At 44.2% G+C, this 25,439-nt stretch carries 25 protein-coding genes; 4 read left to right on the top strand and 21 right to left on the bottom strand.

The window, feature by feature from the left end:
- Window positions 1–3 precede the first annotated feature (3 nt).
- On the bottom strand, window positions 4–417 hold the full coding sequence (rpsF, locus tag K5Q73_RS01485) for a 30S ribosomal protein S6 (RefSeq protein ID WP_220765217.1): 414 nt from the start codon (window positions 415–417) through the stop codon (window positions 4–6).
- A gap of 334 nt (window positions 418–751) precedes the next feature.
- Here rpsF and K5Q73_RS01480 point away from each other — a divergent pair, with 334 nt between their 5' ends.
- Window positions 752–1,495 (top strand): YdiY family protein, encoded by a 744-nt coding sequence (locus tag K5Q73_RS01480; protein ID WP_220765218.1) that lies wholly within the window; start codon window positions 752–754, stop codon window positions 1,493–1,495.
- Window positions 1,496–1,563: 68 nt separating this feature from the next.
- Here K5Q73_RS01480 and K5Q73_RS01475 read toward each other — a convergent pair whose 3' ends face one another.
- The 9 genes from K5Q73_RS01475 to zapE all read right to left on the bottom strand — a co-directional run bounded on the left by K5Q73_RS01475 (window position 1,564) and on the right by zapE (window position 12,246).
- Window positions 1,564–3,651 (bottom strand): prolyl oligopeptidase family protein, encoded by a 2,088-nt coding sequence (locus K5Q73_RS01475; protein ID WP_220765219.1) that lies wholly within the window; start codon window positions 3,649–3,651, stop codon window positions 1,564–1,566.
- A 221-nt stretch (window positions 3,652–3,872) separates the two neighbouring features.
- Window positions 3,873–4,613 carry a 23S rRNA (guanosine(2251)-2'-O)-methyltransferase RlmB gene (rlmB, locus tag K5Q73_RS01470; RefSeq protein WP_220765220.1) on the bottom strand — a complete coding sequence of 247 codons (741 nt, stop codon included), beginning with the start codon at window positions 4,611–4,613 and terminating at the stop codon, window positions 3,873–3,875.
- Window positions 4,614–7,100 carry a ribonuclease R gene (rnr, locus tag K5Q73_RS01465; RefSeq protein ID WP_220765221.1) on the bottom strand — a complete coding sequence of 829 codons (2,487 nt, stop codon included), beginning with the start codon at window positions 7,098–7,100 and terminating at the stop codon, window positions 4,614–4,616.
- Window positions 7,101–7,142: 42 nt separating this feature from the next.
- The gene (locus tag K5Q73_RS01460) at window positions 7,143–7,766 is read right to left on the bottom strand and encodes a tetratricopeptide repeat protein (RefSeq protein ID WP_220765222.1); all 624 of its coding nucleotides are present in this window, start codon (window positions 7,764–7,766) and stop codon (window positions 7,143–7,145) included.
- A gap of 183 nt (window positions 7,767–7,949) precedes the next feature.
- A complete protein-coding gene (locus tag K5Q73_RS01455) occupies window positions 7,950–9,245 on the bottom strand; it encodes an adenylosuccinate synthase (RefSeq protein WP_220765223.1) in 1,296 nt (431 codons plus the stop codon).
- A 66-nt stretch (window positions 9,246–9,311) separates the two neighbouring features.
- Entirely contained in the window at window positions 9,312–9,500 is a 189-nt protein-coding gene (locus tag K5Q73_RS01450) for a DUF2065 domain-containing protein (RefSeq protein WP_220765224.1), read from the bottom strand.
- A gap of 438 nt (window positions 9,501–9,938) precedes the next feature.
- A complete protein-coding gene (rpsI, locus tag K5Q73_RS01445) occupies window positions 9,939–10,331 on the bottom strand; it encodes a 30S ribosomal protein S9 (protein WP_220765225.1) in 393 nt (130 codons plus the stop codon).
- A gap of 14 nt (window positions 10,332–10,345) precedes the next feature.
- A complete protein-coding gene (gene rplM / locus K5Q73_RS01440; protein ID WP_220765226.1) occupies window positions 10,346–10,777 on the bottom strand; it encodes a 50S ribosomal protein L13 in 432 nt (143 codons plus the stop codon).
- A 365-nt stretch (window positions 10,778–11,142) separates the two neighbouring features.
- A complete protein-coding gene (zapE, locus tag K5Q73_RS01435) occupies window positions 11,143–12,246 on the bottom strand; it encodes a cell division protein ZapE (protein ID WP_220765227.1) in 1,104 nt (367 codons plus the stop codon).
- Window positions 12,247–12,537: 291 nt separating this feature from the next.
- Between zapE and K5Q73_RS01430 the strand changes: the two genes are divergently transcribed.
- From K5Q73_RS01430 to degS, 3 genes are all read left to right on the top strand, one after another.
- Window positions 12,538–12,897: a ZapG family protein gene (locus tag K5Q73_RS01430; protein ID WP_220765228.1), complete on the top strand. Its 360-nt coding sequence runs from the start codon at window positions 12,538–12,540 to the stop codon at window positions 12,895–12,897.
- A 216-nt stretch (window positions 12,898–13,113) separates the two neighbouring features.
- Window positions 13,114–14,469: a DegQ family serine endoprotease gene (locus tag K5Q73_RS01425; protein WP_220765229.1), complete on the top strand. Its 1,356-nt coding sequence runs from the start codon at window positions 13,114–13,116 to the stop codon at window positions 14,467–14,469.
- Window positions 14,470–14,605: 136 nt separating this feature from the next.
- Window positions 14,606–15,688 carry an outer membrane-stress sensor serine endopeptidase DegS gene (gene degS / locus K5Q73_RS01420; RefSeq protein ID WP_220765230.1) on the top strand — a complete coding sequence of 361 codons (1,083 nt, stop codon included), beginning with the start codon at window positions 14,606–14,608 and terminating at the stop codon, window positions 15,686–15,688.
- A 527-nt stretch (window positions 15,689–16,215) separates the two neighbouring features.
- Here the strand turns inward: degS and K5Q73_RS01415 are convergent.
- The 11 genes from K5Q73_RS01415 to mlaF form a co-directional block, all read right to left on the bottom strand.
- On the bottom strand, window positions 16,216–16,380 hold the full coding sequence (locus K5Q73_RS01415) for a hypothetical protein (RefSeq protein ID WP_220765231.1): 165 nt from the start codon (window positions 16,378–16,380) through the stop codon (window positions 16,216–16,218).
- Window positions 16,381–16,556: 176 nt separating this feature from the next.
- Window positions 16,557–18,233: an Ig-like domain-containing protein gene (locus tag K5Q73_RS01410; RefSeq protein WP_220765232.1), complete on the bottom strand. Its 1,677-nt coding sequence runs from the start codon at window positions 18,231–18,233 to the stop codon at window positions 16,557–16,559.
- Window positions 18,234–18,423: 190 nt separating this feature from the next.
- Window positions 18,424–19,062 (bottom strand): response regulator, encoded by a 639-nt coding sequence (locus tag K5Q73_RS01405; RefSeq protein ID WP_220765233.1) that lies wholly within the window; start codon window positions 19,060–19,062, stop codon window positions 18,424–18,426.
- The gene (locus tag K5Q73_RS01400) at window positions 19,059–20,456 is read right to left on the bottom strand and encodes a sensor histidine kinase (protein WP_220765234.1); all 1,398 of its coding nucleotides are present in this window, start codon (window positions 20,454–20,456) and stop codon (window positions 19,059–19,061) included. The genes K5Q73_RS01405 and K5Q73_RS01400 overlap by 4 nt, the downstream gene beginning before the upstream one ends.
- Window positions 20,457–20,599: 143 nt before the next feature.
- The gene (gene murA / locus K5Q73_RS01395; RefSeq protein ID WP_220765235.1) at window positions 20,600–21,862 is read right to left on the bottom strand and encodes a UDP-N-acetylglucosamine 1-carboxyvinyltransferase; all 1,263 of its coding nucleotides are present in this window, start codon (window positions 21,860–21,862) and stop codon (window positions 20,600–20,602) included.
- Window positions 21,863–21,883: 21 nt separating this feature from the next.
- Entirely contained in the window at window positions 21,884–22,135 is a 252-nt protein-coding gene (locus K5Q73_RS01390; protein WP_220765236.1) for a BolA family protein, read from the bottom strand.
- A gap of 13 nt (window positions 22,136–22,148) precedes the next feature.
- Window positions 22,149–22,442: a lipid asymmetry maintenance protein MlaB gene (locus K5Q73_RS01385; protein ID WP_220765237.1), complete on the bottom strand. Its 294-nt coding sequence runs from the start codon at window positions 22,440–22,442 to the stop codon at window positions 22,149–22,151.
- Complete coding sequence (locus K5Q73_RS01380) at window positions 22,442–23,113, bottom strand: phospholipid-binding protein MlaC (protein ID WP_220765238.1); 672 nt, start codon at window positions 23,111–23,113, stop codon at window positions 22,442–22,444. The genes K5Q73_RS01385 and K5Q73_RS01380 overlap by 1 nt, the downstream gene beginning before the upstream one ends.
- Window positions 23,114–23,145: 32 nt before the next feature.
- Entirely contained in the window at window positions 23,146–23,616 is a 471-nt protein-coding gene (mlaD, locus tag K5Q73_RS01375) for an outer membrane lipid asymmetry maintenance protein MlaD (RefSeq protein ID WP_220765239.1), read from the bottom strand.
- 72 nt (window positions 23,617–23,688) lie between these two features.
- A complete protein-coding gene (mlaE, locus tag K5Q73_RS01370; protein ID WP_220765240.1) occupies window positions 23,689–24,474 on the bottom strand; it encodes a lipid asymmetry maintenance ABC transporter permease subunit MlaE in 786 nt (261 codons plus the stop codon).
- A complete protein-coding gene (gene mlaF / locus K5Q73_RS01365; protein ID WP_220765241.1) occupies window positions 24,461–25,273 on the bottom strand; it encodes a phospholipid ABC transporter ATP-binding protein MlaF in 813 nt (270 codons plus the stop codon). Before mlaF ends, mlaE begins: the two co-directional genes overlap by 14 nt.
- Window positions 25,274–25,439 lie beyond the last annotated feature (166 nt).

Raw genomic sequence — 25,439 nt, 5'->3', positions numbered from 1 at the left:
AACTTACTCAGCGTTGTTTTCAGCGCTTTCTTCTACTTCTTCAGCAGCTTCTGCACGAGGTGCACGCTCTTCAGATGAACGACGTGTGTCGCGCTCGTCTTTAGCTTTAGCCATTGGAGATGCTTCAGTGATGGCAGCTTTAGTACGCATAACCATGCTACGCAAAACAGCGTCGTTGAAACGGAAAGCTGTTTCAAGTTCTTCAACCGCTTCTGCAGTAGTCTCTACGTTCAATAGAACATAGTGAGCTTTATGCAATTCGATGATTGGGTAAGCCAATTGACGACGGCCCCAGTCTTCTAAACGGTGGATTTGACCGCCAGCTTGGGTAAGAATACCCGTGTAACGTTCGATCATACCTGGCACTTGTTCACTCTGATCAGGGTGAACTAAAAATACGATTTCATAATGACGCATTTTTTGCTCCTTACGGTTATCTAGCCTCGTTGTTGGCTCAGTCAAACCTAATAGAGGCAAGGAACTAATTAAAGTGACTGAATTAAGCCGCGGAATATTACATAAACCAAAGCAAAAATTCAAGCAATTATTAACCACTTTGCGAATGTCTTTTTCTCACCAATGAATTGCGGAAGACAACTGGCCAAACTGTTACTTCAGTGCTTAGGTCACGTTCTCCGTCTTATAGGCTGAAAAGCTAATACAATCAGTTTGCGCCTAAGCTGATTCTAGGTATTATGTTGCTACGACAAAGTGATGATAAACCCTCCAAACAACATCAAGAATAAGAATAATGCTAAAAACTCTCTGCACTGTATTTGGTCTTTTGTGCCCTCCAGCGGCCTTTGCTCTGGTGCCCCCTGATTATCAAGAGCCTCCGAGCGACCTCACTGCCGAAATTGAGGCCGGTTTTCAGCTCAATACAGGTAATACTGAATCGAGTAGCTTTAATGGTAGAACCAAATTGGTTTACGACACCACTCAGACTAAACAAGAAGGTACAGTTAAAGCCTACTTTGCCGCCGACAATGAGAAAACAACAGCTGAGAAGTATGACCTGCAACTTCAGTCTAACTATAAGATTAGCGGTGGTTACTTTTTTGGACGTGGTGATTTCACCTGGGATAAGTTTGGTAGTTACACTCGCATCGCTACGGTGTCTGGTGGTTATGGTTTTGACGCAGTTAGCACCTCAAAGACGAACCTCAGTTTAGAAGTCGGTCCGGGTTATCGCTATAACCTGCCGATTGCAACAGATGACGATTTGCTCCCTAAAGCCAATAAAGACATTATTCTACGTACTGCAGCAAAATTTGAGATGAAGCTGCAGGAATACACTAGCCTTAACGCCGACCTGACAGCAGAGACTGGCGAAGACAACAATACATTAACGCTGGATATGAGCTATAAAAATACCCTATTCCAAGACTGGGCATTTAAGATCGGCGTAAACGTAAAGTACACCTCAGTAGTACCTGAAGGGTCAAAGCAAACAGATACTATCACTACCTTCAATCTGCTCTATACCTTTCAATAATCGGTTGGGTCAAAATAATAAGGGCAAACTCTGCAGAGCCTGCCCTTCATGATCAATACAGCGAATGATTACCTAAGTTGTTGCATTAGATAAGCGTAAACCATAGATTTAAGCTCTGCCGCTTGGTTATTATCGGCAGCGCCTGCGTGACCACCTTCGATATTCTCATAATACAAAACATCAATGCCCATACCTTCCATTTTGGCAACCATCTTACGCGCATGAGCAGGATGAACCCTGTCATCACGGGTCGAGGTGGTGAAAAACACCTTTGGATAAGCGGTATCAGCTTTTAGATTATGGTATGGCGAAAACGTCTTAATATAATCCCACTCAGCTGGAATATCCGGATCGCCGTACTCCCCCATCCAACTCGCTCCAGCCAGTAATTTATTGTAGCGTTTCATATCCAGCAATGGCACCTGACACACGACTGCGCCATAGAGCTCTGGTTTACGAGTAAACGCAGCGCCCATTAACAGGCCACCGTTACTGCCACCTTGAATGCCCAAATGCTCACTTGAGGTGATTTTTTTAGCAATTAAGTCTTCTGCGATAGCTTCAAAATCTTCATAAGCCTTGTGACGATTTTGCTTCAATGCTGCCTGATGCCAAGCTGGGCCATATTCGCCACCACCACGGATATTAGCCAAAACATACACCCCGCCTTGCTCTAACCAGTTCTTACCAATCGTTGCCGAGTAATAAGGACGTAGCGAAACCTCAAAGCCACCATAACCATAAAGCAAAGTAGGGCTAGTACCGTCACGCTTTAGATCTTTTGCCATCACCACAAAATAAGGCACTTTAGTGCCATCTTTAGAGGTGGCAAAGTACTGCTTAGTTTCAAACTTATCAGCAGCAAACTGCTGCTTCATGCCTTTCACTTTTTCAGCCTTCATGGTCACAGCATTAAAGCTGTATAAGCTTGAAGGCTCCAAGAAGCTGGTGAAATTAACAAAGAACTCATCGCTGTCACGTTCAACATCAAATACGCTTATGGTGCCATTAGCATCAAACGGTGCTTGCATACTTTTCCATTGGCCATCTTTCGCTTGGGTATAACGTACAAGCTTACCTTTAACATTGTCTAACCAAGTCACTAAAATAGCGCTTTTAGTAAAGCTCACTTGTGAAATAGACGCTGTGGCCGATGGCTCAACTAAAGTGGTAAATGTTGGCTGTTGTGCAATCAATTGCTCAATCGGCGTATAAATGATACTGCCTTGCTTAAACTGCTTAGCGCCTTGCGCTAAGTCGCTTTTTAACTCGACATATAGTTGACCGTTAAAGTAGCCCTTTAACTCTGCATCTTTTGGCAAAGGTAGCTGTACCAGTTTGCCATCACGATATACGTAATGATCCGCGGTATAAAACGTTAATGACTCGGTAACGATTTCAAGCGAGTTATCACCATCAAATAATACATAGCCAGATACAGCAACTGAGCTCTGATCACCGCTAAACACAGTTTTAGCGCTCGATAAAGGCGTACCACGCTGCCACTGTTTTACAATTTTCGGATAGCCAGAATCCGTCATGCTATTGTCACCAAAATCAGTGCCAACAAAGACGTTATTCTTATCAATCCAGCTCAAGCTAGACTTAGCTTCTTCTAGAAAAAATGCTTGCTGTTTACTATCAACAAAGGCGAGCGTATTGAGATCAAACTCTCGCACCTCAGTAGCATCTGCGCCGCCACGAGAAAGGGATACGAAGCAACGATCATTTTCAGGGTAGCGGCAGTTAAATCCTTTATAGACCCAGTTAACCCCCTCATCTTTACCTAGCTTATCGATATCGAGTACGGTTTGCCACTTAGGCGAAGCCTTCTTATACTCCTCCATTGTGGTTCTGCGGTAGATCCCTCTAACGTGATTCTCGTCTTTCCAGAAGTTATATAAGTAATCGCCAATACGACTCGCGTATGGGATGCGCTCTTTGTCGTTGAGGATGGCCAGACTATTACTCACTAAATCATCAAAGTTTTCGAATGCCTTAATTTCTTTGGCTGAAACAGCATTTTGCTGTTTAACCCATTCCATCTGCTTTGCCCCTTCGACATCTTCTAGCCAAAGGTAGTTATCCTCTTCTGCGCAAACCGGCGCGGCAGTCATCGCGCCCAGAACACACAAAGATAAAAGTGGATTACGCATGTAAACATCCTGTTATTAGAATTTGTGACCTTAAGCTACTTTATATTGCCCGGCAATTGAATAGAGCCTATAAATACTGTGCAGGCTAAGGTGTAACAAGGGGTTTCCTTCGGCGTTTTGTAGACATTAATTGAGAAGTTGCAGACACAAAAATGCCGATAAAGCATTAACCTTATCGGCATTTAAAATCTGAGCCTAAGTCAAAACAACAGACTCTTACGTTACGCTAGTCTCTGACGCACGGCTTCAAATAAGCAAACACCGGTTGCTACCGACACGTTTAAGCTTGATACGCTACCCGCCATTGGGATAGACACTAAAGTGTCACAGCTCTCACGTGATAAACGGCGAAGACCCTTGCCTTCTGCGCCCATTGCGATAGCTAACGGGCCAGTTAGGCTAGCTTGGTATAGCTCACAATCAGCTTCACCGGCTGCGCCAATAATCCAAATGCCTTTCTCTTGCAGGCTACGCATGGTGCGCGCAAGGTTAGTCACTTGGTATAGTGGTACCACTTCTGCTGCGCCACAAGCTACTTTACTCACCACTGGCGTTAAGCCAACAGAGTTATCTTTAGGTACGATAACGCCGTGAACACCTGCAGCGTCAGCATTACGTAGGCATGCGCCTAAGTTATGCGGATCGGTCACACCATCTAAAATCAGTAAGAATGGCACTTCAGTCTTTTCAAGCATTGCAGCTAAATCGTTATCGTTAAGAATTTTTGCTGGCTTAACTTTAGCAACTACACCTTGGTGTTGACCGCCATCAGACTTTTCATCTAACGCTTTACGAGAAGCATACTGTACTGAGACGCCCCACTCAGCAGCGATTTCAAGAATGGGTGTCAGTCTCGCGTCATCACGACCTTGGAGCACCCACATCTCAATCACACGCTCAGGATTGTTTTTAAGCACCGCTTCAACAGCGTGTAAACCAAAGGTCATATCTTGCTTTTTCATCTATTTCTTACTCGCTTTACGCTTGGCTGACTTAGCTTTACTCGCTGAAGATTTTTTGGCCGAAGCTTTTGTCTTTGTCTTTTTAGCTGCAGCGCTGCTGCCGCTCTTATATTTACCGCCGCTCGACTTACCGCCAGAACGACTCTTGCTAGGCTTACGCTTTGCACCAGATTCTGAATCTGAGCCCGCTTCAGCACTCTGACCATGTGAAGAGTCACGTCGATTACCTAGTTTGGCCCCTTCGCGATTCACTCGCTCACGAGCAGTCAATGGCTTGGTTGGTCTGCGGCGCTTACCGCCAGCAGAGTCACCTTCCATCATCAAGTCAATTTGACGATCATCAAGATTAACACCTGCAACCTTGACCGTTACCGTATCACCGATTTGGTATACCTGACCCGATGCTTCACCTACTAAGCGCTGGCGCATATTATCATATTGGTAATAGTCGCTGCCTAAGCTTGAGATATGCACAAGACCATCAATAAATAGGTCATTAAGACGCACAAACATGCCAAAGTGAGTCACAGAAGCAATTACCGCTTCAAAGGTGTCACCCACATGATCTTGCATAAACTCACATTTGAGCCAGTCGTTTACATCACGAGTTGCTTCATCTGCACGGCGCTCAGTGGTTGAACACTCTTCGCCAAGCTGATCTAGCTCTTCAATCTTATAGTTGAAACCGCCATCGGCAGTCCATTGTTCGGTTAAGTTACCTTCTTGCTTAGCAAGTAAATAACGGATCACCCGGTGCAAAATCAAATCTGGGTAACGACGGATTGGCGATGTGAAGTGTGAATACTCCTCTAATGCCAAACCAAAGTGACCTTCGTTATCCGGGGTATACGTTGCTTGACGCATTGAGCGTAGCAACATCACCTGAATAAGCTCAGCGTCTGGTCTATCAGCAATCTGCTCCATTACCGCTTGGTAATCTTTAGGCTCTGGCTCTAAGCCCCCTTCCATCGTTAAGCCGCGCTCTTTAAGGAAATCCTTAAAGTTGGTTAGCTTTTGCTCTGAAGGCGCCTCATGCACACGGTATAACACTTCACCTTTGTGCTTTTTAACAAATTTAGCTGACGCAACGTTAGCCAAAATCATACATTCTTCAATGATCTTGTGTGCTTGGTTACGGTTACGCGGCACAATCTTGTCGATCTTACGCTGCTCATTGAAAATAAATTGCGTTTCAGTAGTTTCAAACGCAATCGCACCACGTTCAGCGCGAGTCTCTTCTAATGTCAGGTATAGCGACTGCAATGTCTCTAGATGAGGATAAATAGGCTTGAGCTCTTCGCTCACCTCTCCACCTTCTAGCATGTCAGCCACTTGGGTATAGGTTAAACGTGCATGTGAATGCATCACTGCAGGATAAAACTTATAACCTGATAATTTACCTGCCGCTGAAATAGTCATCTCAGCAACCATACATAGGCGATCAACCTTAGGCATTAACGAGCATAGACCATTAGAGATCTTCTCTGGCAGCATAGGGATCACTTGCGATGGGAAGTATACCGAGTTACCACGAGCGCGCGCTTCTTTATCGAGTGCAGACTCTGTGCGAACGTAATGGCTCACATCAGCAATCGCTACCCATAAGCGCCAACCACCTGACTTTTTCTTTTCAGCGTAAACCGCGTCATCAAAGTCACGAGCATCTTCACCATCAATCGTTACTAATGGTAAGTTACGTAAGTCAACGCGGCCCGCTTTATCGGCTTCGGTTACTTCGTCTGGGATTTTACGTAGTTTCTTCTCAATTAGGCCTGACCAAGTGTGCGGTAGATCGTAATTACGCAGCGCAATTTCAATCTCCATCCCTGGTGCCATCTCTTTACCAAGAACTTCAGTAACCTTGCCCGCAGCTTTTACGTAGCGGCCTGGTCGACGAGTTAGCTCAAGCACGACGATGTCGCCTTGGCGTGCGCCTTTGCGATCTTCTTCAGGGATCAGGATCTCTTGAGTAATACGGCGGTCATCGGCAATCACAAAGCCCATACCTGCATCTAAGTGAAAACGGCCAACCAATGCTGCGCTGCGCTCTTCAACTAGACGTACAATACGTGCTTCGCGGCGACCCTTACGGTCTACACCGGCTTTTTGCGCTAGCACTTTGTCACCGTGGAAATACATCAGCATGTCACGGTTATTGATGTAGAGGTCGTCGCCGCCCTCTTCTAATTTCAGGAAGCCAAAGCCATCTCGGTGACCAATCACGGTACCGGTTAATAAGTCCATTCTCTCTGGCAAGCCATAGGACTGACCGCGGGTGAAGACTAACTCACCATCACGCTCCATCGCACGCAGGCGACGACGAATAGCTTCTAATTGCTCTTCACCTTCAATTTTTAGGGCGGTAGCAATATGCTCTCTGGTTAACGGGGACTTTTGTGAGCGCAAGTAATCTAAAATATACTCACGGCTTGGAATTGGGTTTTCGTATTTTTCTTGCTCACGCTTAATATGCGGATCTTGTATCATTCATTTTCCAAATTATTGACATGCCCACGTTCTAGGACATGCTTATTGTGGCGTTCTAAGGTGTTCTTTCTTTGCCCTAGCAACTGCGCTGGGCGGCATCTTTGCCTCTAACACCTTTAACAAGTTAATTGCTTCGGCTTGGGTGGTTTCATCACTAAACACTTCATTGTATAGCCAATGAAAACCCACTTCGTAATCTCGAGGACTACCATAGCCCTCACCAAATAACCGAACCAACATCATGCGAGCAGGCAAATCACCTGTCGCGGCAGCTGGCAATGTATATTGCACAGCGCGTTGTTTATCTTCGATGACAAACTTACCATCGTGATAATACTCAGCCATTCTAACCATGGCTTCAGCACTCCCCTGCTCAGCAGAGGTTTTTAACATAGCAATCCCGCGCGGCGGATTCGCCTTAACGCAGATGCCATAATTGAGCATTTCCGCCCAAAGATACTGATACAAAGGCTGCTTTAGCACCTCAGCCCTTGCTTCAATATCCTGCACTATCTGGCAGTCATCGCCTTTAACTTGCGTCAAATAACGTTTTGTTCGAATCAGGTCAACCAATTGCTCCTGAGTATAGACATCAACTGCTTTAGGCATAGCAAAACTTGGTAGAGACAATATCGACAAGATTGTAATCAATACATAACGCAGCATAAGGATTCTCAATGACAGTGGGTTAATCTAATAGCCGTTTCATCAAGCTACCAATAATAAAGGATAACTTGAATATACTCTATTAATGTCATCGGCAGTATAACGTATTTCTTGAGTCCAGCTAGAACTGATACTGCTCTTACAGCAAGACATTAAAAAGGCCGCTAATTGCGGCCTTTTCTATTAACTGAACGGATTCACTAGAATCATGGTCTCGTTTCTATCCGGACCCGTTGAGATAATATCGATTGGCGTTTCTAGCAACTCTTCTAGACGCTTAATGTAGTTCAATGCCGCTTGTGGCAATTGCTCAACAGAAGTTGCGCCGAAAGTTGACTCGCTCCAACCAGGCATAGTTTCAAGAACAGGAGTAACCTTCTCGTAACCTTCAGCCGCTAGAGGAGTTGTTGTCGCTACAGTTCCATCAGGATACTGGTAGCCAACACAGATCTTAACTTCTTCTAGGCCGTCTAGAACGTCTAGTTTAGTTAAGCAGAAACCGCTAACACTGTTGATTTGAACCGCACGCTTCATAGCGACGATGTCTAACCAACCTGGACGACGCTTACGACCAGTAGTTGCACCGAATTCGTGACCCTTAGTACCTAAGTAGTCGCCGATTTCGTTTTTCAATTCTGTTGGGAAAGGACCTGCACCAACACGTGTGGTGTATGCCTTCATGATACCCAAAACGTAGTCTAGATGACGTGGACCAAATCCTGAACCTGTTGCAACACCACCTGCGGTAGTATTAGAAGAGGTTACGAACGGATAAGTACCGTGGTCAATATCTAGTAACGTGCCTTGAGCACCTTCAAATAGAATTGGTTCACCTGCTTTACGCGCCTGATCAAGAAGTTCAGAAACGTCAGTGCACATGCTCTTCAAGTAGTCAGCGATTGCTAGAGCATCTTTCAATGTCTCTTCGTAATCAACAGCATCACACTTGTAGTACTCAGTCAGCATGAAGTTATGGTAAGCCATTACTTCTTTAAGTTTTACTGCAAACAATTCTGCATCAAACAGATCGCCTACACGTAAACCGCGACGAGAAACTTTATCTTCGTATGCTGGACCAATACCACGACCCGTTGTACCAATTGCATTGTTGCCGCGCGCTTTTTCGCGAGCAATATCAAGAGCACAGTGGAATGGTAGGATTAGAGGACATGCTTCAGAAATTAATAAACGTTCCTCTACAGGTACGCCACGCTCTTTAAGCATGTTAATTTCTGTCATCAGCGCGTCAGGTGCTAGCACCACGCCGTTACCAATAATGCACTTAACATTATCGCGTAAGATCCCTGATGGAATAAGATGAAGAACGGTTTTGTCGCCATCAATTACTAGAGTATGACCCGCATTGTGGCCACCTTGGTAACGAACGACATATTTAGCCTGTTCGGTAAGAAGATCGACTATCTTACCCTTTCCTTCGTCACCCCATTGGGTGCCGAGAACTACAACGTTTTTGCCCATTATTTGCTGCACGGTAGTGGTTAAAACGGGATTTTAGCAGATCTATGGGGGCTATAGGCAAGTAATTTATGAAAAAATAATCACCAACACTATGCCAACAGTGACTAAGGAACCACCAAGTCTTTGCAAAAGCTGCTGATTTTGATTGGAAATTTCTTTTAGATAGGCCCGCCAACGATTTGGAAACAAAAGAGGACCAATTCCTTCAATTATTAAGACCAAACCTAATGACAGCATGATTAACTCAAATGACATAACATTGTGTTCCTGTAGGTGAACAATCTAGCGAATAAAACCTAAAATCTGAACTTAAGCAGCTCAAAGCGATGCGACCGAGTCTCGCTATTATGGCTCACAAATTAATACTAATTAGTATAAGAAGTCGATCTACTCAGAGTGTTTTTTGAAAGACTAATTCAAATCGATTAGCAGAGTCTCGGGATTATACCAATCAGTATAAGAAGCTGATCTACTCAGATCTACTCAGAGCGTTTTTTGGTAAACTAATTCAAAGGGAATAACTGAAAGAATGGTTGTGCACTTGTGAAGCTGTTCAACGCAGAAGTAGGCAGCCCAAAACGCTCCAAATGGCGAACAAATTTTTATACTGGTTGGTATTAATACAACATAGCAGATTTTAGATAATAAAAAACCCAGCATATAGCTGGGTTTTTTGAACTCTGAAAGCGAAAATTAACGCTTTGAGAATTGTGGCTTACGACGTGCTTTACGTAGACCAACTTTCTTACGCTCAACTTTACGAGCATCACGGGTAACGAAACCAGCAGCACGTAGAGTAGGACGTAGAGACTCGTCAAGTTCCATCAACGCACGGGTAATACCGTGACGGATTGCACCTGCTTGGCCAGTGTTACCACCACCCTTTACAGTTACCATGATGTCTAACTTCTCAGTCATTTCAACTAGCTCTAGAGGCTGACGAACAACCATGCGAGAAGTTTCACGACCGAAGTATTCGTCTAGAGGTAGCTTGTTAACGATAATGTTACCAGTACCTACTTTAGCGAATACGCGAGCAGTAGATGTTTTGCGACGGCCAGTGCCGTAGTATTGAGTTGCAGCCATTGCTATAATCCCGTTTAGATATCAAGAACTTGAGGTTGTTGTGCAGCGTGGTTATGCTCTGTACCAGCGTAAACTTTAAGCTTACGGAACATGGCACGGCCCAATGGACCTTTAGGTAGCATACCCTTAACAGCCTTTTCGATAATCATTTCAGGCTTATGAGCTTGTAGCTTCTCAAAAGTGATCTGCTTAATGCCACCGATGAAACCTGAATGTGAGTAGTAAACTTTGCCTTTAGCTTTGTTACCAGTCACAGCAACTTTATCAGCGTTAATAACGATGATGTAGTCACCAGTATCTACATGAGGCGTATACTCAGGCTTGTGCTTACCACGTAGGCGAGCAGCGATTTCAGTAGAGATACGACCCAAAGTTTTACCTTCGGCGTCAACGACGAACCAATCACGAGTGACTGTTTCTGGTGTAGCAGTAAAAGTAGTCTTCATTTTACAAAAACCCAATGTTAAAATTCTGTCTCACATGTTTATGCCATCATTGGCAAAAACACAAAAAGTGCCATTCCCCGCCCCTTCGAGCAAAGAATAAGCTTTACAACTTCCACCTAATTGGTGGATAACGAGGGCAGGTTGCGGATTATAGACAAAGCTGAGTTAAAAATCACCTAATTTTTTAGATTAATTCTTATCAGTTTTAATTTATTCCGCCGCCTTTTATGCACTCATTGCAAAAAATACCAAGCAAACTGGTGAAAGATCCTTCTAGTAAGGCTCTTTAATGTCGCTACAGACATTTTTGGCCGCGAACAATAAGCGATCCTGCTGCAGTTTTCTATTAATTTTAAACAGAAAATCTACGGAATATGCTCCAAAGCGAGATAATCATGTGATTGCATCTCAATTAACCTAGAGCGGCAGCGTCTAAACTCGAAGCTTAATAAGCCTTCAGTATAGATATCCTCAAGAGGAACCGCCGATGAGATAATCAGCTTTACATTGCGCTCGTAAAACTCATCCACCATAGCTAGGAAGCGACGCGCGATATCATCTCCAGTTAAATGCTCGCCCATCTGCTCTACATTACTCAATAGCACCGTATGGTATAACCTTGCCACTTCCATATAATCTCGCTGACTTCTAGGGCCATCGCATAAAGCTCTAAAATCGATGAGTAACACCCCTTGCGCCTGCTGACGAATATTGATGATTCGATTATCGATTTCTAAGCCTTGGGTCGAGACCTCTGACTCTGGTGCTAGCTTCTGAAAGTATTCTTGTAAATTTTGCTCAGCCTTGGTGTCCAAAGGTGAATGGAAAATCTCAGCCTGCTCTAGGGTTCTTAAACGATAGTCAACACCAGAGTCGACATTCAAAATCTCGCAGTGTTTATTAATTGCAGCTATCGCTGGCAAGAAGCGCGCACGCTGCAGCCCATTACGATAAAGCTCATCTGGAATGATATTAGAGGTTGCAACCAATGCTACCCCTTCGGCAAAGAGTGACTCAAACAAGGTGCCGAGCAACATGGCATCAGTAATATCAGATACAAAGAACTCGTCAAAACAGATCACCTGATATTGTGTAGCCATTTTCTTCGCAATCACAATTAGTGGATCTCTTTGTCCTTGTAACTCAGCTAGATCGATATGCAGTTGATGCATAAAACGATGAAAGTGTGCACGCAGCTTTTTATCACCGGGTAAGGCATCGAAGAAAGTGTCCATTAGATAGGTCTTACCGCGACCTACCCCACCCCATAAATATAAACCTTGAACGCCTTGTTTACGCTTTTTGCTAAATAACGAAAATAAGCCCTTACTCTGATCTGCATTTAACGCTATCAGATCATCATAGACCCGCTGTAACTGTTTTACGGCCAACTCTTGAGCGGCGTCATGTGAAAAGTCATCTCGAGTTAAATCTTGCTGATAATGCTGCCATGGGGTTAATTGCGACACGTAAACCATTCTCTATATGTAGGGGAATACACAAATCAGCCCACTTAAACTAAAGATAGGACCATTTGACGAGGTTTTTTTAATCATTATAAGTCAATGGTATCACGCTAGAAACCCACAATACATCAGCAAGTCTGATACATAGATCATTCAATTTTTGTAAAGGATAAATACAGTTCAGCGCAATTTAAGCCATTTGCGGGTATATTTTGAAGTAAACAGTACCGCGGCAGAAATTCGCGATGTATATTTGGTTCAATCAGCATCATATAAGTAAATTTAGGAGTCTATATGGAGTGGGCATTAACCTTTGCCGCATTTGTGATTGGTGGCGTATTTGGCTATGTGGGCCATACTTTATTAGCTAAAAACAATCGCCACAAAAGCAACAATGAACAGTTAGAGCAAACGCAATTAGAGCTCAGTCAATATAAACAAGAAGTGTCAGACCATTTCGATGACCATTATAAGCAGTTGGCAGAACTCACTGCCCAGTTAAATAGGGTCAATCAACAGTGGAATGCATCAGCCAGCTTATTTACATCGCCAATAACTGATAAGCAACTACCTGAATTAGGCGTTCAAAATACAGCAGAAAAGTGTCATGAACAACCTGAGTCTCATGAGGAACAAAAGCTGGTTGCTGTATAGATGTATGGGGATAAATTAACCTTTGTTAATAATTGATGAACTTTTTGATACTCACTTGAGTCCGAATCATTATTGAATGAAACCACGTACTGATCCTCAGTATCTAGCGAAATGGCTATAAGTAGCCATTCTCATCGTTTTTACAATTTTGGTTTTAAAACTTAGATTTTAATTATTAGATTTGAAAAATTAGGTTTTGAAAATGGAGCATTATAGATGAAGACTAAATTATCCTTACTTTCTGCAGCGATATTAACTGCAACCCTGACACTCGCTCCAGTGGCCTCTCAAGCCGCGATTCCTTTGGCTGTTGATGGTCAAGAGTTACCAAGCCTAGCACCCATGCTTCAAAAAACTACACCTGCTGTGGTTGCGGTTGCCGTCTCAGGTACTCACGTATCAAAGCAAAAAGTGCCTGACGCATTTCGTTACTTCTTCGGTCCTAACGCGCCTCGAGAACAAGTACAGGAGCGTCCATTTAAAGGACTGGGTTCAGGGGTTATTATTGATGCCGACGAAGGTTATATCGTCACCAACAACCATGTGATTGAAGGGGCTGATGAAATACTTATTGGTCTCCATGATGGCCGAGAAGTCGAAGCAAAACTGATTGGTGCAGATGCAGAATCTGATATTGCTTTATTACAGATAAAAGCCAAGAACTTAACCGCATTGAAACGTGCCGACTCAGATAAACTCCAAGTCGGTGACTTTGCTGTAGCCATTGGTAATCCATTCGGCCTTGGCCAAACAGTTACCTCTGGTATCGTCAGTGCCATGGGCCGTAGTGGCCTTGGCATTGAAATGCTAGAGAACTTTATTCAAACCGATGCTGCGATCAACAGCGGTAACTCTGGTGGTGCGCTAGTTAACCTAAACGGTGAGCTAATCGGTATTAACACAGCGATTGTGGCGCCAGGAGGTGGTAACGTCGGCATAGGCTTCGCGATACCGGCCAATATGGCCAACAACCTTGTGCAGCAAATCATCGAACACGGTGAAGTACGCCGCGGCGTGCTTGGTGTAATGGGTCAAGATCTTACCAGCGAACTCGCCAAAGGTTTCGGTATCGAAACCCAACATGGTGGCTTTATCAACGAAGTGATGCCTGACAGCGCCGCAGCTAAAGCAGGAATAAAAGTCGGTGATATTATTGTTAGCGTTAATGGGCGCAGCATTAAGAGCTTCCAGGAGCTACGTGCAAAAGTCGCGACTATGGGCGCGGGTAGTAAAGTGGAATTTGGTTTAATCCGTGATGGTGACGAAGAAACGGTTACCGCGGTACTAGGTGAGTCGACCCAAGCTGCTGAAGCGGCAGCGGGCGCAGTACACCCTATGTTACAAGGAGCAAAACTGGAAACGGCAAGCTCGTCAGGAGTTGAAATCACCGATGTTGCTCAAGGCTCTCCTGCTGCTGCAAGTGGCTTAATAAAAGGGGACATAATTGTTGGTGTTAACCGCACTAAGGTAAAAAGTCTTAAAGCTCTTAAATCTGCGCTTGAAGATCAAAAAGGCTCTGTGGCGCTAAAGATTAAGCGTGATAACACTAGCTTGTATTTAATCCTTAGGTAAGCACTGCAATAGTTAACTAAAGAGCCGAGCTATTTGCTCGGCTCTCTTTTAGGATTTAAAGCGCTTTATCATGATTGCGTACAAGCTAGTACAATCATGTTAATATATTTCATCTTTTCAGTATTTATTCTCAGACATGATCATTAAAGACACTCTCATATATGTCGGTAAAGCCATTCTATTTGGCCTTATCATGGCTGCAGTTATTATTTTTGTTTTGCCACTTATTACCGGCCAGAGCTTAACCAATGGCATCACTAGCCGAGTTTCGACAAGTAGCAGCGAGCTCTCTTTCTCTAAAGCTGTGCGCAGAGCTGCACCAGCTGTAGTCAACATCTATAGCTTGAGCATAGATCAATCTAAACCGTTAAACCCAGGTTCCCTTCAAGGACTAGGTTCAGGCGTGATAATGAGTAAAGAGGGTTACATTCTTACCAACTATCACGTTATTAAGAAGGCCGATGAAATTGTCGTCGCTCTACAAGATGGCCGTAAGTTCACCTCTGAAGTTGTGGGTTCCGATCCCGAAACCGACTTAGCCGTGCTCAAAGTTGAAGGTGATAACCTTCCCGTTGTGCCTGTCAGCTTAGAGATCCCCGCGCGTGTTGGTGATGTCGTTCTAGCTATTGGTAATCCATACAACCTTGGCCAAACCATAACCCAAGGCATAATCAGTGCGACGGGCCGCAACGGCTTAAGTTCTGGTTACTTAGACTTCCTACAGACCGATGCAGCAATTAATGCTGGTAACTCGGGTGGCGCACTAATCGATACCACAGGCCAGCTTATTGGCATTAACACTGCAGCTTTTCAAATTGGCGGTGAAGGTGGTGGTCACGGTATTAACTTCGCGATTCCAATTAAGTTGGCCCATAGCATCATGGGTAAACTAATCAAGAATGGCCGTGTTATTCGTGGTGCCCTTGGTATTGGCGGTGAGCCCGTAGGCCCTGTTATGGCGCAGATTTTAAACCTACCAGACCTAACTGGCGTGGTTATTACTAGCATTGACCGTAATGGCCCGGCTGCGCAGGCTAAGCTTCAACCCCGTGATGTGATCACCAAGTATGAAGGTGAGTCTATTCCTGGTGTCGAAATGCTGATGGATAGAATTGCTGAAACCACACCAGGAAAAAAGGTCATGATTACAGTTATTCGAGATGGTAAGTCTTACGAAGTACCTGTAGTTATAGCCGAGAAGCCGGTTCATTATAATTAGGTTTTAGGAAAAGCTGAGACGAAAAAGACGATACAAGATAAGACGGTAAAGACGGAAAATCAAAGGCTGAAAGATAAGAGCTGAGCACCGCTTTTGATTGTATCCCAAGACGCTGTCCGCTCTAGCCGCGAAGCGTTCTCGGTGCTAGGTACGAGTGTTAGTTGATTCTAGCTGCTAGCAAAACATAAAACGCGAAAAGGCAAAACAGTATCAGCTGTTTTGCCTTTTTCATTTCATTCGACTTTTTTACTAAAACGACGGCCTCTGTTACCCGCTTCATCCTCTCAGCCTTACCGTCTTAGCCATACCGTCTTAGCCTTACCGTCTCAGCCTTACCGTCTTAGCCTTACCGTCTCAGCCTTACCGTCTCAGCCTTACCGTCTCAGCCTTACCGTCTCAGCCTTACCGTCTCAGCCTTACCGTCTCAGCCTTACCGTCTCAGCCTTAGCGTCTTAGCCTTACCGACTCAGCCATACCGTCTCAGCTTTCCTGTTTTTCCTAGGACCTAGGACCTTTCTCTGCCTTTCCTAACATCTTCGATCTTGCTTGAACAGGCCGACCCAAAATGCCAACTCAAATAGTACGCCTATCACAACTAATCCCGTCGCCCCTTGTACTATTCCCGCCGCATAACAGCCTATCGCTGCGCTAATCAAGGCGGCTAAAATAGTCAGTCTCATCCATAATACCATAATGCTCTCCGTTGCTAATTTAGACTAACACTAGCAAACATCTTGCAATCACTCAGCTATTTCAGATTAAACTTAATTAACACGCCCCCAGAGTAAACCTGTGCTTCGAACATAAAAGCCACGCTAAATACATTAGCGCGGCTTGTCGGCAGGACTAAATAATGATGAGCTTATTGTTATTTATGGATTTTAGGCAATGCCGCAGCTTTGTCTGCATAATCTGCATGACATTCACCACAAGAGTACTGCGCAGTTGACCAAGGCATCTGGAACTTACCATCTTCAGTGAACTGCTTGGCCGCTGGGTCTAAGTCGATAGTAAATAGATGAGACTTCACATCACCGAAAGCTGTTGTGCCGTCTTTACCTAGATGAGTCACTGCACTCTTTGCAAGCTTTGGCATATGACATGTTGTACATTCAGCCATATTTGCATGACCAAATGAACCACCACCGTCGGTGAACTCTTTATCGTGACAATCAGTACAGGCTTTCACTGCTCCAGCATGTAGGCCATCGGCACTATCTTGATTGACCGTCGACTTGTGAGAGTCATGACAAGTGGTACAGCTCATATTACGCTTAGGACCAATCTCGTCACCCGCTTGATGGCTACCGTGGGCTTCAGGAACCACACCAAGTATTTCATCGGCTGTCTGGTGATGCTTAGATAGACCGCTACTAGAAATAATGCGTCCACCCACTTGGCTGCCATCAGGGAAGGCAGCATTATAGGCGCTCACATACGTTGGATAATCCTTCTCGCCATCACGAGTATGACATTCAGCACAAGTCACCGCTTTACCAAATGCCATATCTTCTGCGAGGAAGTCGTCTGTGGTACGAGCCGTAGCGATTTTAGTGATGTTAGCTTTTGAAGGCGCCTTAATATGGTCACTACCTGCGCCATGACAGGCTTCACATTGCACACCTTGCTCGGCAAAGGTGCCGCCCATTCCAGGTAAATCATCCTGTCTATCCAGATTTCTTACATCGCTATCATCGGTAGTTGTGCGCTTCCACCCCGTTGTATGGCAGTTACCACACTTATACTGATAGTTCATGTCACCGGTTTTATAATTACCCATCACATCAGGATCATTAAGGTGATTTTCAGGGATGTTCAACTCACCAGCACTATTACGAATGTTATATTGCACGTTAGTGCCAGTGACTATATAACCATCAGCATCTAACCAGCGCATCTTCCAGCGGTAACCACCAACAACGTAAGTCACATCATCGTAGCTGGTTGGCGCACCTAGCGCATTATTTGTCGTACCGTCGCCATTCGGTCCAGCAAACTGTAACAAGTCGATAGCACCAGTAATGGTTGCTTCAGGTGTATAGGGGAAAGTAGGTTGCTCACCATTTTCGATCTTTTGGATCTTAAAGTTATGGCCTGTCTTACTAAAGGTTTCATGTTGACCGCTATGACAGCCTGCACAAGCGGCGCTGCCAACATAAGTTAGCGGCTCGGGCACTGGCTGTGCCTCAACAGTTACCGTCACTATCGCCGATGCTTCATCGGTACCGTCGGTGATAGTGTAATTAAACTTCACTTCGCCAGCTTCAGTACCAGCTGTAAAGTCAACCTTGCCATCTTTAATCACTGCGCTCTCTGAATCTACTGACACGATAGATAACGTATCTCCATCGGCATCAGTATCATTTGCAAGCACATCAATTGTCACCACGTCTTGCGCTAAGACATTAGCAAAATCTGCTACAGCTACTGGCGGGGTATTTTCAACAGGTAAATTAGTATCGTCATCATTGTCACTACCACAAGCAACCAACATGGTAATCATGCTAGCGAGTAGTAATTTTTTACAGGGGATTTGTGCGTTCATAAGTTCATCCTCAACATTGCTATTCATATCGCCAACGTTGCAGGGAATGGCGACTGATATGCCTCTTTGGGCATGAAACAAGTATTGAAGAGTTACCACTAAAGAGATAGATAACTAGAGTTCACGGAGATTAAATAGTTGTGAACTATAGTTATCAACCTTCATATAACTAACTATTTAATATAATGTTTTACTCACTGGAGATGTTGTGATTTGTTACCACAAATTGACCAGTGTTTGTCAAAATGTAGATCTTACTCTCATTTTGCGTAACAAGCCCAGCCTTCTTGAGCTGTCTCAGATGGAAATTAAACTTAGTATGGTCCTCAATTTCAACCAAACGGCATAGATCCATAAACTTAAGTGCTTTATGTACTGCCAGTACTTTTAGAGCCTTGCGGCGATAGGGATTAGCTAAAGCGCTATAAACTAAATCAGGATCTAGGTCGCTACGGCTCTTAAACAGTTGCTTCTCCGCTAAGCTTCGCCTTATGGTGACTATGAGCTCCTGACTTTTAAAAGGCTTAGTCATCACGCTATCAGCCCCTTTTTTCATCGCATCCACTGCTGTATCGACCGTGGCGTAGGCGGTGATAATAATGACGGCAATTAAGGGCTGGTTTTGCCTCAGGTTAGAAATGGCTTCAACCCCGGTCATACCTGACATCAATAAGTCTAGCAACGCAATATCAAAGTGCTGCTTTTCACTTGCAAGGATTGCCTCCTCCGCGCTTTCAACAGCCGTCACGCTAAAACCTTCAAGCTCAAGTATTTCAACCATATTTTGGCTAAGCTCTATATCGTCCTCAGCTAACAAGATTGCAGTCATGATTGATGCTCCCGATAAAATGTTAGCTCTACTCGCGTACCTTTCCCTTCGCTACTCACAATATTCATTTTCCCATTATGCAGTGACACTATCTGCTCACAAATCGCCAGACCTAGCCCAGTTCCCTGCCCAACCGCCTTGGTGGAATAAAATAACTCTGTGGACCGAGCTAATTCCTCTTCACTCATGCCGCAACCATAATCTTCAACGATCACAAACACCTTATGTTCATCCTGAGTTGCACGCACAAGTATCAAGCTATTAGGTACAGATGCGTCTATGGCATTGCAGACTAGATTAATAAACAGCTCTTCTAACTTAATTCTCTCGCCATATAAAATAATACAGTCACTACAATCGAGCTGAACACGGTTTTGCTTGGTTCGATGCGACAACAACTTTATGCCAGAGTCTAAAATATCTCTAAGCGCAACGAAACTGCGCCTAGCCGATGCAGGCCTTGCGTAGTTAAGCAACTCTTTACTAATAGACGAGGCACGCTCTATACCAAGGCGAACACGACTGAGGTAATTGCTTTCAGAGCTCGAGATCTCAGGATGCTTTCGCTCCCATAGATCGAGCGCCAAGCTAGATGATGCCAATGGATTATTGATCTCGTGGGCCACCCCCATAGCAAGCTGGCCTATCGCTTTATATTTATCTGCTTCAATCGCTCGCTTAAGTTTTGCCTCTGTGGCCTGCTCCTTTTCTAAATCAAAGACCTTTAGCGCCTTAAACAGTGCAATTAAAATAAGGCCTCCAGCAAAAGTTCTTAAAACGGGTACGCTATGGTGAGACTCTGTCGGAACTAAGCCTGACAGCACGCCGTAAATCATTAAGCCAATACCAGAAAGAGAAAAGTACAAGCCATACCCATGCTCCTCTTGGCGTAAACTATTGCCATAAAATACCATACCGATCCCCGCTAAGGCCGCGGAACCAAATCCGATCAAACTACGTGTATAACGACTAGCTTCTTCAAAACCGGTTTTGTTCACTGCAAGATGATGTAAGTCAGGGATCACTAGATAGCCGTAACTCAAAAGTAGAGCGATAATCAGTCCATGACCAATATACGCCAAACGTTTATTGCTAATGGTTAATATCTGCCACGCAAATACCATTAATGCGGCGTAGGATAAGAATAACTTTACCAAGCAGAGCCACTGAGTTATTAAGCGATATTGAGGGGCTATATGGTCAGAAAAGATAAGAACATAAAGCTCTGACCATTCATGAAAGGCATGGGAAAAACCAAATATTGCCAGTGCCCAAAGTGTCGGAGCTACCTTTAATTGGCTATAGCGAAAGTTTCGAAACACTACAGCGCAGCCCATCGAGAAAAAAACGAGGCCGTAGAAAAGGTAGATGTTAAACGTGACAAATACAGGCATTACACAAACATAACACCCAAGAGTTAAGCTTGGTTTGATCTGCTTCTTATTTCATCGAAACGAAACTTGCGCTAAGTCATAAAACAAAAAAGCCACTTAGGTGAATACACTTAAGTGGCTTTTTATTAGTAAGACTTTAAAGGTTACGACTTCACACGTTCAACGTGTCCGCCTAAGCCTTTAAACTTGTCTTCGATATGTTCGTAACCACGATCTAAATGATAAATACGATCGACAATGGTTGTGCCTTCTGCAACTAAACCCGCTATCACAAGGCTTGCTGACGCACGAAGATCTGTTGCCATTACCTGCGCACCATTTAACTTTTCAATACCATGAATGATGCAAGTATTGCCTTCCAGCTCCATGGTTGCACCCATGCGGCTAAGTTCTGGTACATGCATAAAGCGGTTTTCGAAAATGGTTTCGGTGATCGTAGCCGTACCTTCAGCTAATGCGTTAAGTACACAAAACTGCGCTTGCATATCAGTTGGGAAACCTGGGTATGCCACGGTCTTGATGTTTACTGCTTTAGGGCGTTTGCCCTGCATATCTAGCTCAATCCAGTCATCACCCGTGGTGATGTTTGCACCAGCATCTTCAAGCTTTGCTAATACCGCTTCAAGCGACTTAGGGTCTGCCTGAGTACAACGGATTTTACCGCGCGTCACCGCTGCAGCCACTAAGAAGCTACCGGTTTCGATACGATCTGGCATCACTCGGTAATCGCAACCTTTAAGTGACTCTACACCTTGAATACGTACGGTATCGGTACCCGCACCTTCAATTTTTGCACCCATTGCAATTAAGCAGTTAGCCAAATCAACCACTTCAGGTTCACGTGCAGCGTTTTCGATAATGGTTTCGCCATCCGCTAAAGATGCTGCCATTAACAAGTTTTCTGTCGCGCCAACGCTAATCATATCCATAAAGATATGCGCGCCTTTCAAACGGCCGTCAACACGAGCCTTAATGTAGCCTTCTTGCACTTCAATTTGTGCGCCCATCTGCTCAAGACCTTGCAAGTGCAGGTTTACAGGACGAGCACCAATAGCGCAGCCACCAGGCAAAGATACATCGGCTGTGCCATATCGAGCTAATAAAGGCCCTAAAATAAGAATCGATGCGCGCATGGTTTTAACCAACTCATACGGTGCACAAAACTCATTAAGGTTAGTCGTAGAGATGCACACCTTATCAGTACCTGAGCGAGTCACTTCGGCACCTAAACAGCGCAGTAATTCGCAGCTGGTATTCACATCTCTTAGATTTGGTACGTTAGAAACATTGAAGTCCGTCTCGGCCAGCACACCCGCCATTAAAATAGGCAAAGCGGCATTTTTAGCGCCAGAGATAACCACGTTTCCAGCAAGTGCACCACTTGCTTCAATTTTTAATTTATCCACTTTAACTCTCTAAATCCGCAATTACATATTAAAGACTTTTTCACGCTTCCATTGGGTAGGCGTGAATGCGTTAATCGTAATAGCGTGTAACTCACCGCTAGTAATGTGAGCCATTAATGGGCCGTAAATTGTTTGCTGTTGTTTAACTCGTCCCATACCGTCAAAGCATTCACCTACAGCAACAATCTTGTAGTGTGTCCCTTCTTGAGTCACTTTAACTTCCTCTAAAGAAAGCTCGTTTAAAAGGATGGTTTCAATTTCTTTACATTCCATGGAACAGTTCACCTTACTTAGCTTCTTCGATAAAGAAGTCGTTTAAATCGTATAATACAATAAATTTCTTAAGCTGCTCTGAAGGCGATACAAGCTTTAAGCTTGCGCCTTTGGCAGCAAAAGTACTGACTAACTCAAGTAAAAATGCCACGCCAGCACTATCACAATATTCAATTTCAGAAAGCCACAAAAATGCGGTGTCTGGGTCTAAAATACTACTGCGTCCATTCCATAGACTGCGCACCGCCTCTTGGTCTAAACACCCAGATACGGCACAATTAATCCCTTGTTGTTTAAATGAAACCACTAGCTCTTTTTCTCGTTCGCATCTAAATCAATATGTTGATTTGTGCGCTCATTGAGCATAGTAATCACCGACTCGATACCTTGTTGACGTACAAGATTTGTGATTTCAGACTGCTTAGATGATAACAAGCTAACGCCTTCGGCAATTAAGTCAAATGCTTTCCAATTGCCATTTTTTAAACGGCGAGCTTTAAATTGCAACTTAATGGCAGGTCGTCCCTGCTCGATGATTTGCACATTGACGTTAACAAACTTCTCGTCAGCAAAGTCACCTGCTTTGGCGTATTGTACCGTCTGATCGGTATATTCTGTAAATGCTTGGGCGTAAGTTGAAATCAAATACCCCCTAAAAGCTTCAACGAAACGATCACGCTGATCTTTAGTGGTATCACGTAGATATTGACCCAAAACCTTATAGGAGGCGTACTTATAATCTACATAAGGCATCAACTCTTCCGTCACGATAACCTTTAGGTGGTCGGGGTTATCGGCAATAAGCTGTTCATCTTGATGGAAACGCGCAAAGGTCTTGTTAGCAACAGCCTCTACTAAGGTAAAAGGGTTGGTTTGATCGATATCTGTACTTGCCTCTGCATCAGCGCTAACACTAAAACTAACACTTAACAGCGTAATAATGGCTAACATGACACTGCGATAGAAACCTTTAAACATTTTTAAATACTCCAACTACTTACCCTAAGAGGTTAATCCTTTGAACCCGTGCTATACAGAAATTGCCCGATCAACTCTTCTAGCACCAAAGCAGAATTTGTGTCGTGAATACTGTCACCATCAGTCAATAGCTCAATATCATCGTCCATAAAACCAGGTGTTAAACCTAAAAATTGTTCGCCTAACAAGCCTGAAGTTAAAATCGACAAAGTGCTTGTTTCAGGAAAATAGTGATAGCGCTTGTCCATAGCAATGGTGACGACCGGTACTAGTTTTTCAGGGTCTAAATTAATTGCACTAACACGACCAACGACTACACCGCCGACTTTAACTGGCGAGCGAACTTTAAGGCCGCCAATATTACTAAACTTTGCATGCAGGGTATAACTACTATCACCGGACTTGACCTCAACATTGGCAATGTTAAACACTAACACTAGAAAAGCTGCCAATCCGGACAATAAGAATAGACCGACTAGAATCTCAATTTTCCTTGTCAACATAACTCATTTACCACTCTATTCAATAAATCTAAATAATAATTAACAACTAGAAATATACACTCGTCGTATTAATTAACTACCAAACATTACTGCCGTTAATAAGAAGTCCAATGCTAAAACAGCTAAGCTCGACTGCACTACGGTTTGGGTTGTTGCTCTGCTAATCCCTTCAGGGTTTGGGATCACGTGATAGCCTCTATAAAGCGCAATCCAAGTTACCACTACCGCAAATAACAAACTCTTGATAATGCAGTTAACGATATCTTCTCGCCACTCAACAGAAGCCTGAAGTATTGACCAAAAACTACCGCTATCAATGCCTTTCCACTCGACACCGACAATGTGACCACCGTAGATCCCGACGGCAGTAAACATCAGTGCTAATAAGGGCAAACTGATAACGCCCGCCCAAAAGCGCGGTGCAATAATCTGTCTTAATGGGTCAATAGCCATCATCTCTAGACTCGATAACTGCTCGGTACTTTTCATTAGGCCGAGCTCAGCTGTTAATGCCGAACCTGCTCGACCAGCAAATAGCAATGCGGTAACCACAGGACCCAATTCTCGCAATAAGCTCAAGGCAACCATAGGGCCTAAGCTTTCTTCGGTGCCAAAGCCTACTAAAATATTATAGCCCTGTAGCGCCAGTACCATGCCGATAAACAGCCCCGACACTAAGATAATCACCATCGACTGTACGCCCACCACATACAACTGCTTTAGCAGTAGCGGCGTGCCTTTACGAAATCTAGGACGATGTGCAATGGCGCCCCACAGCATTAGACCTGCTTGTCCTAACCCTATAACTAACTCAATTGCAGCTCTACCAAGTCGAGCAATTTGATCAATCAAGCTCACGGAGAAGTTCCTTCTTGTAATCTTGTGCTGGATAATGGAAGGGGACCGGACCGTCTGGTTCACCACCAATAAATTGCTTTAACTGCGGATTATCCGATAAGCGCAGCTCTTCCGGTGTACCATGAGCAATAATACGTTTGTCAGCTAATACATAAACATAATCTGCAATGCCAAGCACTTCTGCCACATCGTGAGAAACGACGACCGATGTAAGGTTTAGCGCATCGGAAAGTTCACGAATAAGCTTTACCAGTACCCCCATAGAGATAGGATCCTGTCCAGCAAAAGGCTCATCATAAAGTACCATCTCAGGCTCTAATGCTATTGCTCTGGCAAGAGCGGCGCGGCGCTGCATTCCGCCCGAAAGCTCTGTTGGCATCAATTGCGCCGCGCCTCGTAGGCCTACGGCCTCTAGCTTCATCAAAACGATTCTTCGAATAATCGCTTCGGGAAGGCCTGAATGTTCTCTTAGGGCGAAAGCGACATTATCGAACACATTCATGTCGGTAAATAGGGCGCCACTTTGAAATAACATACTCATACGCTTACGCAGCGTAAACAGCTCATTACGGCTACAAGTATGAACATTGATACCATCGAATAATACCGAGCCACTGTCGGGAGTTAATTGGCCGCCAATAAGCTTAAGCAAGGTCGTTTTTCCGATACCACTTGGCCCCATAATCGCAGTAACTTTCCCTTGAGGAATAGACAGGGTCACATCTTCAAAAATAACATGCTCACCACGGCTAAATGCCATATTTTGGGTTTTAACCAGTGTTTTCTGGGGTTGAGTCATACACGCACCCTGCAGCTAAATTATGGAAACTTCCATTTTCCGTACCGGAAAGGGAGAAATTGTACGTAATTGACCACAGAGGCACAACCAAATCGATACTATCTCGCCTCAATACTTTCATTTTTCTTCAATTACAGCGAAAATAGCCGGCTATACCCAAAAATAC

Origin of the sequence: Shewanella sp. MBTL60-112-B2, from assembly GCF_019655055.1 — a bacterium.
In the GTDB taxonomy this organism is placed as follows: Bacteria; Pseudomonadota; Gammaproteobacteria; order Enterobacterales; family Shewanellaceae; genus Shewanella.
Note: the sequence above shows the minus strand (reverse complement) of the source record. Positions and strands in the feature narration are given on the sequence as shown.